At 32.3% G+C, this 16,347-nt stretch carries 12 protein-coding genes and 2 pseudogenes; 2 read left to right on the top strand and 12 right to left on the bottom strand.

What is annotated here, in order from left to right:
* Positions 1-1,054 precede the first annotated feature (1,054 nt).
* Together CGEO_RS02000 and zupT are read right to left on the bottom strand one after the other, a co-directional pair.
* Positions 1,055-1,772, bottom strand: a pseudogene (locus tag CGEO_RS02000) (IS1595 family transposase).
* Between the two features lie 203 nt (positions 1,773-1,975).
* A complete protein-coding gene (zupT, locus tag CGEO_RS01995; RefSeq protein ID WP_422851332.1) occupies positions 1,976-2,788 on the bottom strand; it encodes a zinc transporter ZupT in 813 nt (270 codons plus the stop codon).
* A gap of 263 nt (positions 2,789-3,051) precedes the next feature.
* Between zupT and CGEO_RS01990 the strand changes: the two genes are divergently transcribed.
* Positions 3,052-3,798, top strand: coding sequence for a sulfite exporter TauE/SafE family protein (locus tag CGEO_RS01990; RefSeq protein WP_075494020.1), 747 nt, complete (start codon positions 3,052-3,054; stop codon positions 3,796-3,798).
* 155 nt (positions 3,799-3,953) lie between these two features.
* On the opposite strand, the gene rimP is transcribed toward CGEO_RS01990, so the two are convergent.
* The 9 genes from rimP to CGEO_RS01945 all read right to left on the bottom strand — a co-directional run bounded on the left by rimP (position 3,954) and on the right by CGEO_RS01945 (position 12,405).
* Positions 3,954-4,373, bottom strand: a complete 420-nt coding sequence (gene rimP, locus CGEO_RS01985; RefSeq protein ID WP_075540605.1) for a ribosome maturation factor RimP — start codon at positions 4,371-4,373, stop codon at positions 3,954-3,956.
* Positions 4,366-4,731, bottom strand: a complete 366-nt coding sequence (gene rbfA / locus CGEO_RS01980; RefSeq protein ID WP_075531476.1) for a 30S ribosome-binding factor RbfA — start codon at positions 4,729-4,731, stop codon at positions 4,366-4,368. The genes rimP and rbfA overlap by 8 nt, the downstream gene beginning before the upstream one ends.
* Positions 4,731-7,556, bottom strand: coding sequence for a translation initiation factor IF-2 (gene infB / locus CGEO_RS01975; protein WP_075540604.1), 2,826 nt, complete (start codon positions 7,554-7,556; stop codon positions 4,731-4,733). Before infB ends, rbfA begins: the two co-directional genes overlap by 1 nt.
* On the bottom strand, positions 7,522-7,770 hold the full coding sequence (locus CGEO_RS01970; protein ID WP_242647945.1) for a DUF448 domain-containing protein: 249 nt from the start codon (positions 7,768-7,770) through the stop codon (positions 7,522-7,524). The genes infB and CGEO_RS01970 overlap by 35 nt, the downstream gene beginning before the upstream one ends.
* Positions 7,771-7,823: 53 nt before the next feature.
* Positions 7,824-8,711: a homoserine kinase gene (gene thrB, locus CGEO_RS01965; protein ID WP_075531474.1), complete on the bottom strand. Its 888-nt coding sequence runs from the start codon at positions 8,709-8,711 to the stop codon at positions 7,824-7,826.
* Positions 8,712-8,718: 7 nt separating this feature from the next.
* Positions 8,719-9,144 (bottom strand): glycoprotease, encoded by a 426-nt coding sequence (locus tag CGEO_RS01960; RefSeq protein WP_082259007.1) that lies wholly within the window; start codon positions 9,142-9,144, stop codon positions 8,719-8,721.
* A 33-nt stretch (positions 9,145-9,177) separates the two neighbouring features.
* Positions 9,178-10,065, bottom strand: coding sequence for a UDP-3-O-acyl-N-acetylglucosamine deacetylase (gene lpxC / locus CGEO_RS01955; protein ID WP_075494008.1), 888 nt, complete (start codon positions 10,063-10,065; stop codon positions 9,178-9,180).
* 65 nt (positions 10,066-10,130) lie between these two features.
* Positions 10,131-11,513, bottom strand: coding sequence for a peptidoglycan metallopeptidase Pgp6 (pgp6, locus tag CGEO_RS01950; RefSeq protein WP_075540602.1), 1,383 nt, complete (start codon positions 11,511-11,513; stop codon positions 10,131-10,133).
* 61 nt (positions 11,514-11,574) lie between these two features.
* Positions 11,575-12,405, bottom strand: a complete 831-nt coding sequence (locus CGEO_RS01945) for a prephenate dehydrogenase (RefSeq protein ID WP_075540601.1) — start codon at positions 12,403-12,405, stop codon at positions 11,575-11,577.
* A gap of 79 nt (positions 12,406-12,484) precedes the next feature.
* Here CGEO_RS01945 and bamA point away from each other — a divergent pair, with 79 nt between their 5' ends.
* Complete coding sequence (gene bamA, locus CGEO_RS01940; protein WP_075494002.1) at positions 12,485-14,728, top strand: outer membrane protein assembly factor BamA; 2,244 nt, start codon at positions 12,485-12,487, stop codon at positions 14,726-14,728.
* Between the two features lie 578 nt (positions 14,729-15,306).
* On the opposite strand, the pseudogene CGEO_RS01935 reads toward bamA, so the two are convergent.
* A pseudogene (locus tag CGEO_RS01935) lies at positions 15,307-16,024 on the bottom strand (IS1595 family transposase).
* Positions 16,025-16,347 lie beyond the last annotated feature (323 nt).

Below are 16,347 nucleotides of genomic sequence, written 5' to 3'. Positions count from 1 at the left end.
ATAGCGAAAATAAATTTAGCTAAGTTGCGATAATCACGGCTAACTTTTAAGCAAAATTGCGGCTTGATTGTAAGTTAATAAACGCTGATTTGCGATATTTAAAGCTGGTTAGATACAGCAAAACAAGCGCTTTTTTATATAAATATTTGCAAAAGTGTTGCAAGCCATTAAATAAAAAGTGCGGTAAAAAACTTAAATGGAATTTTAGCTAGATTTAAGGCGTAAATTTTATATCCGATTTATTAAATTTAGTCTAAATTGATACAATAAGCTATAAAATAATATAGTATTATTATAATCTTATAAATTATTTGAAATCTTTATGTTTTATGAAAATGCAAGTATAGTTCAACTATTTTGATATTTTATTAAATTTTTAGCATTCTATGCGCTGTTTAAGCAATAATTTAAAATAAATTTTAAATTTATAAAACTGATGATTTATGCTATTTAAATCATAAAAATTTACGCTGGATTTAAATAAATTTGCCAAATTTATTATATATTTTAATACTTATATTATAAAATTTAAGTATTAAAACTGATTAAATTTTAATCTAAAATTATAATAATTATTTAAATTTAGTTGATATAACTTTTGCACAAGATAAAATTTAAATGGTTAAATTTGTGTCGGGATTTTGTATTTTATTTTTAAGTCAATGCTACATGTTTAACTTAAAACCAAATTTATAAACTAGCAAGATTTCGTACAGATCAAAACTGCAAAGCCAAATTTAACTGGTGCAAATTCAATCTAAAAACTCCAAGTAGTAATATTATAAAATATCAAGATTTAGCTGCACTTGCGGAGCGAGTTTAGTTGTAATTTTGTATAAAATTTAGCAAATTTATATAAGTTTTTTATACAAGATTTAAATAAATTAAACTAATTCAAAGCTTAGTTTTTAGATAAAGTGAAATTTATCATCAAAACAGTCCTTTTAAGTCAATAAATTTTATTTTTAAAATTTAAGTATGCTATTTTGCAGCATTGACGGCTAAATTTTAAACTCAGTGCAGTTTTTGTAAAATGTAAAATATTTACAATGGCTCAAAACAAGTTAAGCGGATTTTCTCTTATCAATTTAAGTAAAATTTGATATAAGTTTTCTCTGTTATTAAACCTAAATTCACACTCTTTTAAGTGCAATATAAAATTATCTTTTTTATGCCTTTAAATTTACTTAACCTATGCTTTGCATAACCCCAGAAATTCTCTATACCATTTATGTAATTTTACCATTAGCGAATTCATTTTTGCAGTGTTTTATACGGTAATGAGCTTTTGCTCCATAATCCACTAAACCATCATAAGCTCTGCAACTATCAGAGTAAATAATACTCTCATTTAGCTCACTAAACTCTCTTAATATTGACACTAGCTCACTTGCACTGCAGTTTTTAACTACTTGTGTATAGACCTTATCATCTTGTTTTAACATACCAAATACTGGTTGTTTATTAGCTGCACCTGCCTCTTTTGCCTCTTACTCTTTTAGCTTCTTCTATTTACAGTTACTAGCAAAGCGAAGTAAAAAGTAGCTTTCATCTATTTCTATCTCGCCATCAAATTTAGAAATTTTCTCGCATTCTTGTGCCATTAAAATTCTTATCTCTTTTAGAATTTTATTGATAGAATTTCTAGAAGTATTACAAATTTCAGCTATCTTTACAGCTTCTAAATCAAGGCAAAAATACTTGAGAATTTCACGAAATTTCTTTTCAGAAATTAGGGAACGGTATATGTATTTGTTTTTCATCGACAGCATAGTAGTTAAAACCCCTTTAAAAGTTTTTAATTTGTCTTGAGCCTTACAAAATACTCGCCGTAAAATCACAAAATCACAAAATCACAAAATCTAACTAAACTTAATCAACTCTTCCTCTAGATATATTTAAAAACTTTATAAAAAATCTATTTAATCAAATAAAAGATAAGTTTAATTTATCATAAATCAAATTTATCTTAACCTTATAAAATCAAAAGCGATAACGCCATAACCGCCATACCAGCGACAAATCCGCCTATGCCTAAGTGATGTTCGCCAAAAGTCTCCGCTGCAGGCAAAAGCTCATCGATAGAGATATAAACCATTATCCCAGCAACCACCGCAAAAACCACAGCCAAAACGACATCGTTTAAAAATGGCATAAGTAGTAAAAAGCCGATAATTCCGCCTATTGGCTCTGCAAGTCCTGATGAAAAAGAGTAAAAAATAGCTTTTTTCTTACTTCCAGTTGCTTGATAGATTGGCGATGCGACCGCAATGCCTTCAGGAATGTTGTGAAGCGCGATAGCAAATGCAATAGCGATTGCAACTTGTGGGTTGCTATAAGCAGAGATAAATGTCGCCAAACCTTCTGGAAAGTTGTGAATGGCGATAGCTAGTGCCGTGAAAATCCCAGTTCTCATAAGCTTTTTGCTAGCGTGGTCGCCCATGGAAGAAAACTCGTGAGGGTTGTCTTCTTGTGGTATCGCCTTATCGATAATAGCGATGATAGCGATCCCAGCAAAAAACGCCAAAATAGGCAAAATTTCGCCAAATTTACCATCTAAATTTTTAGCACTTAGCTCAATGCTCTCTTGCAAAATCTCAACAAACGAAACATATATCATGACTCCGGCTGAAAAGCCAAGGCTAATTGTTAAAAATTTATAGTTTTCTCTCTTTGCAAAGCACGATATAATCCCACCTATGCCGGTACTTAGCCCAGCTAGCGTGGTTAAAGCGAGTGCAAATAAAAAATTCTCATTCATATTTATCCTTAAAAATGTAAATTTTATCATAAAATTTGTAGAAATTATATTAGTATATTTTTAAAAATTAGTAAATAATAAAATTTATTATTTAGCTTATGTTATTTTACTTTTTGGGGTGCGTAGAAGAAGAGATAAATTTATCTTATAGAATATATTTTTATAGTGTTATAATTTTGGTGATTACTAAAATATTTTAAGTCAAATTCAGAGTTTTAAGATAGAATTTAGCTTAAATTAAACTCGGCTTTGAAAATCTAAAGTAAATTTCTAAGCATTAAAGGTCATCTGTGTTTCAAACTTATGCGATTTTAGCTATATGTTTCATATCTGCATTTTTTCACTCACTTTCGGGCTTTGGTTTCCCACTTATCGCTACGCCACTGCTTTTTATGGTTGCGTCTCCAAAAGAGGCTATTTTACTAACCCTTTTTCCAACTCTTTTTATGAATTTAATAAGCATTTGGGGGATTAAAAATGCCTTTTTAGTGCTTAAAAAATATATTATTTTAAGTTTGTTTATCATAGTTGGAAGTTATGCCGGAAGTTATATTTTAATAACTTATCCTAGCGATATTTATAAAGTATTATTATCTATAATTATTATACTATATCTTTTAAAAGATAAAATTCACCTAAATTTTACCACATTTTTAGAGAAGCATAAAATGGTTGGGTTAGCCTGTTTTGGGCTAGTTGCTGGAGTTGTTGGCGGACTTGTAAATGTTATGTTAGTTGTGATTGTTATTTTAATCTTAGAGCTTAAACTTGATAAGAACGACTCGATAGTTGTGATGAATTTTTCATTTTTAACCAGCAAACTAACTCAAATCGCTACTTTTTTTAGTCACGGTGAAATTGGAAAAAGTGAGTTTTTATACGGTATGATGGCTGTTGGAGCGTGTATTGCAGCTGTTTATATCTCAAGGAAGATAGTAAAGCCATTAAGCGAGCAGACATTTAGGAAATTCTTAAAATGGGTTATGATTTTGTTTGCGATATTACTTTTGGTACAGTATTTTGCTAAATTTATATAAAACAACTCAATAAATCAAAAAACAGCTAAATTTGATTACAAAATTTAGCCAAACTAGTAATAAATTTAAGTTTATCGCACAAGTTAAAACAGATATTTTTATAAAATATAACTAAATTTAGAACAAATAGCCCTTAAATTTAGTATAGTTAAAAGCTACCACTTTATATATGTTTTTGCTTTTTTAATATCAGTAAAATTTATCTTAGCTACTTCTTCGCCACTTTGCACTTCGATATGCTCATCATCGCACGCTATGAGTTTTCCTTCTACTACGTTTTTATCATTTAACGTAATTTTTACTAGCTCATCAATACTGTTTGAAAAATGTTCAAAATTTGAAAGCTTTCTCTCTAAACCAGGGCTTGATACTTCTAGTATCCAGTCTCCATTTACAGGTGGTTCAACATCATAAATCGGAGAAAGAAGTCTGCTAACTTTTTCGCAATCTTCAAGAGTAACGCCACCTGGCTTTACTATGTAAATTCTATAAATTAATCTTTTGTTTTCATTAGCTGTTTCAACATCATATAAACTAACGTCACACTCGCTTAATAGGGCTTTTAAATCAACCATTTTTATTTAAATCCTTGCTTATAATCTCAAACAAATCGTCCATTTTGTTTTGGCGTTCTAAAATATCATCAAATTTAAAGTGAAATTTTGGACTTTTAAACCAGCCTTCTGCTTCCATACAATAGTTCTCAAGATATCTACTTACTTTTTTTAGTTGATTAAGCACATGCTCTTGCTCTTTTTCATCCAACATCATCTTATCAAGATAGACAAAAGCATCATATCTGCCCTTTTTACACTCCACATCTGTCACGCAAAGTCCTCTTAAAGTCGCATCTCCTAAAGTCGATATCGCTTCAGGAACAAGCTCTTTAAGCACACTTTGAGTTCGAAGTCTTCTTATCTCGTGAGGGTTCATTAAAGTACCGCCGCCTCTTCTTTCTCTTTATAACTTTCGATATAATCCCCTACTCTCATATCGTTATATCCTTCGATACCAACGCCACATTCATAGCCTTTTGCTACCTCTTTTGCATCATCTTTAAAGCGTTTTAGTGAGCTTATATTTCCTTCAAACGTAACAACACCATCGCGTATAACACGTATTTTAGCGCCTCTTGAAATACTTCCATCGGTTACCATACATCCAGCGATTTGTCCGATTCGTGGCACTACTATAACTTGTCTAATCTCTGCTTGACCTATCTCTATCTCGCTAATAATAGGACTCATCAATCCTCCAAGTATAGACTTAACATCATCAATCAAGTTATAAATAACATTATAAGTTTTTATCTCGACTCCGCGCTCTTTGGCTTTTTCTTTGACTTCGCCAGTTGGGCGTATGTTAAAGCCAAGAATTACACAGTTTTCACTAGCACTTGCTAGTCCAACGTCATTTTGTGTGATACCGCCAACGCCACTATGTATGATATCTACTTTTATCTCATCATTTCTTAGTTTTTCTAAGCTTGATTTAATAGCTTCTAAGCTTCCTTGAACATCTGCTTTTATGATAACTGGAAGAGATTTTAACTCACCTTCTGCTATCTTAGCGCTTAACTCTTCAAGTGAAACTTTAGTTGATTTACTAAGCTCTTTTTGTCTTTGGTGTTCATAAATTTTGTGTGCATACTCACGAGCTTCTTTATCGCTTCCTACGCTTATAAGAGTCTCTCCAGCTTCTGGAACTTCGCTAAGTCCGATTATGACACCACACTCGCCCGGTTTTATATCTTTTAAAGTTTTTCCCTTATCATCAGTCAAAGCTCTTATCTTACCATACGCAACTCCTGCTACAACAGTATCGCCTACTTTTAAAGTTCCATTTTGAACGATAACAGTTGCTACTGGGCCTCTGCCTTTTTGAAGCGAGCTTTCTACTATGGTTGCTTTTGCTGCTTTTTTAGGGTTTGCTTTAAGTTCTAGTATATCAGCTTGAAGTAAAACTATCTCTAAAAGCTCATCTATACCAGCGCCAGTTTTTGCAGAAATAGGAACAAACTCATAGTCTCCACCCCACTCTGTAGGCATAACACCAAGTTCACTAAGTCCAGTTTTAACTAAGTCTGGGTTTGCTGTTTCTTTATCCATTTTATTAATCGCGATGATAAATGGAACTTTGGCTGCCTTAGCGTGATTTACCGCCTCTTTTGTTTGAGGTTTTACACCATCATCAGCCGCAACAACTATGATAACTATATCTGTAACCTCAGCGCCCCTTGCCCTCATAGATGTAAAAGCCTCATGACCTGGAGTATCGATAAATGTTATTTTCTTACCATTTTTTTCTACCATATATGCACCAACGTGCTGAGTGATACCACCAGCTTCGCCACTTGCTACACGCGAACTTCTGATATAATCAAGCAAGCTTGTCTTACCATGATCAACGTGTCCCATGATAGTAATAACAGGAACTCTTTCTATGATATCTTTATCATCTTTTTCGTTATCATCGTATGCTTTTACATAGTCAAATTCAACAGCTTCATCGATGATATTGACTTCTACTTTAAACTCATCGGCTAAAATTTCTATAGCATCTTCATCTAAAAAGTCATTTTTAGTTGTCATCATACCTAACATAAATAGCTTTGATATGATTTCGCTAGGCTGTTTTTTCAGCTTATCAGCAAACTCATACACTCTTATCTCTTTTGGTATATCAATAGCCACTATATTCTCGCTCTCTTCACTTCTGATGACTCTTTTTCGTTTTTTTCTAGAACCTCTGCTAATGCCACCTTCTTGGTTTCCAAAAGTATTATTTTGAGATGTTTTATAGATGTTTAATGGTTTTTTGGTTTGCGGTCTGTTTTCTACTTGAATAGGCTTGTTTGTAAGATCTGGTAAAACAACCATGCCCTCATCATCATCTATGATTGTATTGCTACTAAGATCTCTGTTATCTAAAAGCTCTATTTTTTGTGCAGAGTCTTTTTTAGAAACAGGAGTTATCTTTTTCTCTTTTTTCTTTTTCTTTAAATTTGCTTCAGCACTTGAAAAAATAGCTTCCAAACCAACATTTATCTTCTCATTTGCCTGTTTTTTAGCTGGTTGAGACTTAGCAAGCTCTTGAGCTACTATATCTTTTCTTTTTTTAACTATAACAATCCCTCTTCTTTTATGAAGACTTGAAGCTGCTAAACTCTCATTTTTAACGACTTTTGGCTCAACCTTTGGCTCTTGCTTGATTATCTCTTCTTGTAAGGACACCGGTTTTTGTTCCTCTTCTTTTTGCGTTTTTTCTTCTGCAACTTGAGGTTTTACTTCTGGCTCTTTTTCTGCTTTTTCTTCAACCTTTGAACCAACTTCTACCTCATCGGTTTTAGGTTTTTCTTCTGCTTTTATAACCTCTTTAACTTCTTCATCACTCTGTTTTTTAGGCTCTTGCTTAGCCTTTACAACCTCTTTTTCTTTTATAGGTTCTTCTTTTGCAGGCTCTTTTTTTACAGATTCTTTTTTTTCTTGAGTTTTTGGTTTTGATTTCTCTTTTGAAGGCGTTTTTTTAGGCTCTTCTACTATTTCTTCTTTTTCTACTTTTTTTGTAGTTTTTGGCTTAGATTTTTTTGGAAGTTCGCCTGTTTGAACGTAGTTGTATATAGCCTCTGCCTCTTCGACAGTAACGGCGCTGTTTGCTGCTTTTATTTTTTTAAGCCCCATTTCTTGGGCTTTTTCTATGATCTCTTTACTGGTATAACCAAGTTCAGTTGCTATTTCGTGTATGCGAACATCCGCCATATAAGAGTCTCTCCTTCAATTTTTCTAAATTTAAATTTGATGTTTTTACAAATTTAGACATTATTTTTTTTAAAATTTTCTCATCAGTTTTTATACACTTTTGACATATATAGAAACTTCTCCCGCTATCACAATCCGTGCTAATATCAAAGTTTTTTATCCTTAACCTGAAAAGTGAGTTTTGAGTAAACCTAGCTTTGCAGACTACACACATTCTTTTAGGAGTATGATTTTTAAGCATTTATTATATCTTTTTTTTTCTTGTTTTTAGCTTTTTGATATAATTTTAAATCCATCATTGTCAAAATCTAAAATTTCGACTCTAAAATCTTTAAAATTTTCTGCTAGCTGTTTTTGTAAATTTGGTGCATCTTTTTTATAAGCGATATTTAAAAATGTCGAGCCACTGCCCGAAAGCGTGCTCATTAAAGCGCCATTTTTATAAGCGATATTTCGCACATCAAAAAGCTCTGGTAGGCTTTGCATACGTAAATTTTCATGCATCATATCTTTTGAAGCAATTCTTAAACTGTCATAATCTTGTTTTATAAAGCAAGATGTTAGAAACGCCGCGTGGGCTAAATTTGAAACTGTATCTTTCATAGAGTAGTGTTTAGGAAGCTTGTTTCTTGAGTCATTTGTAGACATCGCTTTATCTGGTATAACTACGACTGCTTTTATATCATCGCTTAAATTTGCTTTTTGTGTGTAGACTTTTGAATTTTCAATAATACTAGACGTAAAACCGCCAAAAGTCGCTGGAGCGATGTTATCTGGGTGGTTTTCGTAAAAAACTGCTTTGTTTAATATCGTATTTCTATCGACTTTAAATCCAGCCATCTCATAAGCAGCTGCAATCGCGCCGATAACCACAGAAGAGCTACTTCCAAGACCACGCGAAAATGGGATGTTGTTTGTAAATGAGAATTTAAAATCATCTGTTTTCCCAACAAGTGAGAGATAAATTTCGTTAAAAATATTGACAAATGAGTTGTTTTTCTTAATCGAGTTTTTTTTGCTGCCCTCGCCTTTAATCGATATACAAGTAAAGCTTTGTGGCGTAATCTCAATCTCGTTATATAGCTTTAAACTAAGCCCTAACGCATCAAAACCCGGTCCTAAATTTGCACTCGTTGCTGGTACTATAATCTTCATTTTTTTCCTAAACTGCGTCTATAATGTAGTTTGGAAGTATATCATCAAATTTATTTAAATTTGATAAATCTTGCGGAAGTTCGAAATTTACTGGCTCAACTTTTTTTAAAGATATGCTAAAATCTTTTTCTAAAACAAAACTTAAATTTTTATTTGCTCTAATCGGTTGGTTGTCATTTAACTCAAAGCCACTTACCGCATACATCGGACAAGATTTTACTATACTAAGCGTTTTTAGGATAACATAAGCAACTTTTATGCCCATAAAACTTCCAGGTCCGTTTGCATAAATGATTTCTGAAATTTGGTATTTTTGTAGGATTTCTTCGATAGCTTCAATGATAAATTCACTTGATTTTTCATCGCTAGAAAGCGTTTTAATAAGAATTTCGTTTTCATAAATTCCTATTAAAACAGGGCTTGCTAGCGATATGACTAAAATTTTAACTTTTTTAATGACTATGACCTAAGCAAAAACTTTTGAGTACTCTTTTGCTAACTCTTGATTTAAGGTAACTATTTCATAGTTTTTTTCATCACTTAAAATAGCAAGAGTTAGTTTATGGTTTAAATCATGACTTCCAGCAAACGCTGTATAATCTCCTAAAATAGGCATTCCTATTAAAGCTAAATCCCCAATCGCATCAAGAATTTTGTGTCTTACAAATTCGTTTTCAAACCTTAAGCCCTCTGGATTTAAAATTCTACTATCATCGATAACAACAGCATTTTCTAAACTTCCGCCAAGTGCAAGGTTGTTTGCTCTTAGCATTTGAACATCTTTTAAAAATCCAAAAGTTCTAGCTCTTGAAATCTCTTTTATAAAACCATCTTTTGAAAACTCAAAAACATAGTTTTGCTTACCGATTATCGGATGGTCAAATTTGATAGTGTAGTCAAATTTAGGGTTCTTGCTAGGGCTGATTCTTACAAATTTATCACCCTCTTTTACTTCAACTTCACGCTTTATAATCATAGCTTTTTTATCGCTATCTAATGTTTTAATACCAGCTTCATCAAGCATCATACAAAAGCTTATCGCACTTCCATCCATAACCGGAATTTCATTTGCGTCTAAAACTATTCTTATATTATCTATGCCATAGCTGTTAATCGCGCTAAAAAGATGTTCGATTGTAGAGATATAAATGCCAGTTTTATTTCCAACAACAGTCGCCATCTGCGTATTTATGACATTTCCTGGTTCAGCTTTTATGCTAACTCCAGCATCTTTTCGATAAAACACAATACCCAAATCAGCCTCTAATGGCTCAAGCGTTATTTTTATAGGTTCACCTTTATGAAGTCCTATTCCAACGCCCTCAACCTTTTTAGCTATTGTTGTCTGTTTCAATCTTTGTCCTTATTAATTCATAATTTTTATCAATTATAGCTAAATTTTAGTAAATACAAGGAAATTTATTTCCTGCTATCTATACTTTTTCTTGAATTTTCTAAAATTTTATAGATGTTATCTTCCATCCACTTTTTATCCATCCACTCTTCTGGTCTTACCTCAACACCTTGAATTATCACTCCAAAGTGAAGATGATCACCAAAAGCAAGTCCAGAGCTTCCAGTATGAGCTATGACTTCTCCTGCTTTTACCTTATCGCCAACTTTTACATTTGAAGAGCTACAATGAGCGTATAAGCTATAAAGTCCAAACCCATGATAAACCGCGACTCCAAGCCCATAAATTCCATCTTCATCGGCAAATACAACCTCGCCATCATTACTTGCGATTATCGGTGCACCAGCTATACTTGCTAAATCAAGTCCTAAATGCCACGACTCGCTAACTGGCTCTTTGTTCATACTATAAAAACGATGATCGCCAAAGCTAGCTACAGCTTGTCCGTTTTTAAGCGGATAAAATGGTTTTAAGAAAAATTTATTCAAGCTATCTTCTAAAACATCTTTTGTTTTAGAGCCGATTGCTCCTTCGCTTTGATTTCTTAGAGTCTCATTTACAAATTTAAACTTCGCAACTCCTTGAATTTGACTAGGATCTTGCGCGTAGCGATTTACCAAATCGGTAATTTTACCACCTAAAAACTCATCATTTAAAGCAATATTTGAAACTTTGTATTTTTTATCTTGAAGATAGTATTTTATGCGAGTTCTGTTCTCATTTCCAGCCATATCTTTTGCTATAACATAAGCGCTAAAGCTATCTTCGCTCGCTGGCCATGCTACTAAAGAGGCGTAGTAGCCATCTTTATGAAATGGCGTGACTTTAAACTGCTTTTTAGCATTAGTTTCTATATAAAGCTCTTTTAACATCTCATCGCTTGCTCTAAAAACAACAGCAGCAGCGCCACCTCTTGTGATTTTATAAGATTGATTTAATACATAAATATCTGGCCTTTGTGTATCAACTGCTACATTTATCAAAGCATCTAGTTTATTTCCTGTAAAAAAGTTCCATTTACTTACATCATTTGCCTCAATCTCAAGCTGATAATTAGCACTCTTATCAAGCAAAGTGCCTTTTGGTAGTGAAATTTCTAGTTTTACTTCTGGTTTTATTATATCAAATTTAGTATCTATTAAATTTATCTTTTTGCTGCCATCGCTTAAACTTACTTTTGCTGATTTGATTCCGGTGTCATCTTTTATTATTAATGGAATGCTAGATTTTAAATTCCAATAAATTTGGTTAGATAAATTTATAACCGGCGCATTTCTTTCAAAAATTTTTGATGTGTATAAATAATACCCACAACCAGCTAAAACAACTATGACTGCAAGAAAAAATATCCCTACAACCCCACTTCCTCTGCCTCTTCGTCCTCTCATTATCAACCTTAAATTTAAACTAAAAATTTATTATACTCTTTATCGATAAATTCACGTTAAATCACAAGAATTCTCTTATAACCCTTGCATCATACATCCACTCTTTTAGCTTTTCCCACTCTTCGTTTTCCATCATATTTGTGCATGAGTCAAGCTCGTTTTTAAAAGCACTTATAGAAGCTAACAAATTTACCTTGTTTTGCTTAAAAATATCAGTCCACATCTCTGGTGAAGATTTTGCGATACGGCTAACATCTGAAAAGCTTCCGCCAGAAAGATTGATGATATTTTTTCTGTTTTCCTCTCTTAAGACGCTATTTACCATAGCAAAACTTATAGCGTGAGGTAGATGAGAGATTAAAGCTGCGTGATGATCGTGTCTTTTTGCATCCATAAAGACGATTTTCATACCAGCATATGAAAAAAGCTCAACCGCTCGTTTTATATGTAAATTATCTGTTTTTTCATCATCGCAAATCACAACAACAGCGCCTTTTAAAAGCTCCTTAAAAGCCGCACTTGGGCCTGAATTTTCTGTTCCTGACATCGGATGGGCTGCTACTAAATTTTGTCTTATTTCCGCTGGGCATTCATCTAAAATTTTAGCTTTTGTACTTCCTAAATCAACTATAGTCGTGTTTTTATCTATATCTTTTAAATTTTGCAAAGTTGATATAATAGCCTCAACAGGAATGGCTAAAAATATCATGTCGCACTTCTCTTTCATCTGGTTAAAACTTAGTATCTCATCGACTAAACCAAGCTCTAGCGCTAACTTTTCATTTTCTTTACTTATATCATATCCGCTAACAGAAGTTATAAGCTTCATATCTCGCAAACAAAGCCCTAAAGAACCGCCTATGAGTCCAAGTCCTATTATGCCTATTTTCATACTTTTCCTTGTATTGTCTAAAATTTAACTTTTATTATGGTATTATACGCAAATTATATTCATTTTTAGGTAAAAACATATGAAAAAAACTATATTTTTGTTGGCTGCTTCTATGAATTTAGTCCTTGGAGTAGAGATTAAATCTATTAAATTCGAAGGATTAAAGCAAATTTCTCCGTTAGTTGCTCAAAACATGTCAGGGCTTAAAATCGGAGACACAATCACTGGTCAAAATACAGATAAAGCGATAATAAATCTCTTTAATCAAGGTTATTTTGATGATATTTACATAGCAGAAAACAGCGGAAATATCACAATCCACGTAAAAGAAAAACCGATTATATCAAAGCTTGATATAGAAGGCGTTGTAAGCAACGATAGAACCGCAATGGAAGAAATCATAGGCTTAAGACCCGGTCAAGCTTATGACGCGGTTGCGCTAAAAAGAGTTAAAGAAAGAGTTAAACAATTTTACGAAGTAAAAGGCTACTTTGATACAGTTGTTGAGATAGATCAAGAACCAGCAAACGAAGATGGAAGTTCACTTCATCTAAGCGTTATCGTAAATAGAGGCGAAAATATCATCATAAATAAAGTAAATTTAATAGGTGCGGATAAGCTTGATTATGGCGACATTGAGCCATCGGTTGCAAACAAAGAAAGAGAATTTATGGGCTGGATGTGGGGCTTTAATGATGGTAAACTAAAAACTCCAGAGCTACCAAATGATCCAGCAAGAATTAAAGATGAGTATATGAAAAGAGGCTATCTTGATGCAAAAGTATCAAACCCGTATTTAAATGCTTATCTTAACAACTACACAGCCGAACTTACATACTACATAAGCGAAGGCGATAAATACAAAGTAACAGATATTAGCATAGAAGCTCCAGATGAGTTAGAGCTTGACACAACAAAAGTCATAAAAGAGTTAAAACTAGAAGCTGGCGATACTATGAATTCAGAATGGTTAAGAAGAGATATGGAAGTTATAAAAAACATAGTAGCAGACAAAGGCTATGCTTATGTTGATATAAACCCACAACTTTCGCCAAATAAAGATGATAAAACAGTAGCTATCAACTATGTTGTAATACCTAAAAAACAAATTTATGTAAGAAACGTAACCATTTCAGGCAATGAAAAAACAGCCGATAAAGTCATTAGAAGAGAGATGTATCTAACAGAGGGGCAACTATATAATAGAACTGATTTGGTTGATTCTAGAAATGCTTTAAGAAGAACTGGGTATTTTGATGATGTTGAAGTAACAGAAACTAGAGTAAATGATAACGAGATTGACTTAAACGTAGCCGTTAAAGAAGCTCCAACTGGAAGTATAACCGGCGGTATAGGATATGGAAGTGGCGATGGGCTTTTACTAAGTGCTGCAGTAAGCGATAAAAACGTTTTTGGAAGCGGTATGAAAGGGCATATTAGCGTAGATAAAAGTGATGATCAACTAAGCGGAAGCATAGGTGTAACAAACCCTCGTGTTTTTGACTCTGAGTATAGTTTAGGTGGGCAAATTTATGCTAGAGATTGGGACTGGGATGACTATGAAGAAAATGCTTACGGTTTTGATATAACTCTAGGTAGGAAACTTGGAAGATATACCATAGCTTCACTTACTTATCAAATAGAGCAGTCTGAGATAAAAGGCTTAGATCAGTTTTACGCAGCAGCTGGATATCAAAATGGCAAAAATATAAAAAGCTCAGTTATACCAGCAATTAGATTTAACAACACCGATGACTACTACATACCACGAAGCGGTATCATAGCTGGTGCAAGCCTTGAGTATGCTGGCGTTGGTGGCGATATCGAGTATACAAAAGCTATGGCGAATTTTGACTGGTATTATGGCTTGAAAGATATTATAGGTTGGGATTTAATCTTTAGATATAAAGCTGATGTTGGCTATATATTTGATGATAAAGAGATGCCGGTTAATAGAAAGTTATTTCTTGGCGGTATGAAATCGGTTCGTGGATTTGATAGCAGAAGCATACCTAAAAAGCAAATTTGCTTACCTAATAAAGGCTGCAAATACATCGAAATAGGCGGCAAAAAGAGTTTTAACAACTCTGTTGAGCTAAGTATGCCATTGATTGAGAGAATTAAAATGAGACTTGTTACCTTCTTTGACTATGGAACGATAGGCGATGATAGTTGGAATGAGGCTAAAAGATACAGCGCGGGCGCTGGTATAGAGTGGATGACGCCGATTGGACCACTTCAACTGTTTTGGGTAAATCCGCTTAATGATGAACCATACGATGATACAAGTAGTATCGAATTTACAATCGGACATAGATTTTAAAACTAAGAGGGTGTTTTGCCCTCTTTAACTCTTCTTTTATCCTGCTATTTTTAAAATTTTCTAACTAAATTTATCTTTTTATACAACCAGTTTTTAAATTTATTATTTTGTAAAGCTTCTTTGAAATTAGCGAATATTTCTTTATATTTATGCGATAAAAACTGTTAGAAATAAGCTGATAAGCATTTAAATTCTTTGCAGTAATCAACTCAAAAAATTTGTTTAATAAAGTGCCAAAGTAGGAAATCTTAATAAATTTAGCTAATAAATTAATCAAATGGCTATGAAATTTAGAATGGTTTACAAATTTTTAGTTTTAAAACGTGTTTTAAAATTTTAAAATTGTTATAAAATTTATACTGTTAAATTTATGAAAAACTTGTAAATTTATTTATCAAATTTAGAAGTATTTATACTTTTTTGTTATGAATTAAATGTTGAAAATAAAATTTAATTCACAGAAATACAGTTAAATTTAAAGCTGAGTTTAAAATAGCAAATCCAACAGTTGTATTTAAACACATTTTAAAATGCACTAAAATCAAGCATAACAGATAAATCAGATAAAAATTCAAGGCTCAAAACAAGTTAAGCGGATTTTCTCTTATCAATTTAAGTAAAATTTGATATAAGTTTTCTCTGTTATTAAACCTAAATTCACACTCTTTTAAGTGCAATATAAAATTATCTTTTTTATGCCTTTAAATTTACTTAACCTATGCTTTGCATAACCCCAGAAATTCTCTATACCATTTATGTAATTTTACCATTAGCGAATTCATTTTTGCAGTGTTTTATACGGTAATGAGCTTTTGCTCCATAATCCACTAAACCATCATAAGCTCTGCAACTATCAGAGTAAATAATACTCTCATTTAGCTCACTAAACTCTCTTAATATTGACACTAGCTCACTTGCACTGCAGTTTTTAACTACTTGTGTATAGACCTTATCATCTTGTTTTAACATACCAAATACTGGTTGTTTATTAGCTGCACCTGCCTCTTTTGCCTCTTACTCTTTTAGCTTCTTCTATTTACAGTTACTAGCAAAGCGAAGTAAAAAGTAGCTTTCATCTATTTCTATCTCGCCATCAAATTTAGAAATTTTCTCGCATTCTTGTGCCATTAAAATTCTTATCTCTTTTAGAATTTTATTGATAGAATTTCTAGAAGTATTACAAATTTCAGCTATCTTTACAGCTTCTAAATCAAGGCAAAAATACTTGAGAATTTCACGAAATTTCTTTTCAGAAATTAGGAAACGGTATATGTATTTGTTTTTCATCGACAGCATAGTAGTTAAAAACCCCTTTAAAAGTTTTTAACTTGTCTTGAACCTAAATTAAAATAAAAAATTTATGACAGATGCCACAAGAATTTATTGCAAAAGAAATTTTAACACTTAAAAATACAAAGAATTTTTAGACAAAATTTAAGTTGTAATAAAACTAAATTTAAAGATTAAATTTTAAAACCAAATTTCTCAAACATATATTTTGCCGCGCTAAAAGAAGATAGAATTTATTAGACATATCTTAAATTTAAATTGTCACAAGTGCTTTAAATATTTTATTTAGTATCAAAATAGAGATTTTTATAAAAAAATTTAAGTATTTT

The organism is Campylobacter geochelonis, assembly GCF_013201685.1.
Classification (GTDB): domain Bacteria; phylum Campylobacterota; class Campylobacteria; order Campylobacterales; family Campylobacteraceae; genus Campylobacter_B; species Campylobacter_B geochelonis.
Note: the sequence above shows the minus strand (reverse complement) of the source record. Positions and strands in the feature narration are given on the sequence as shown.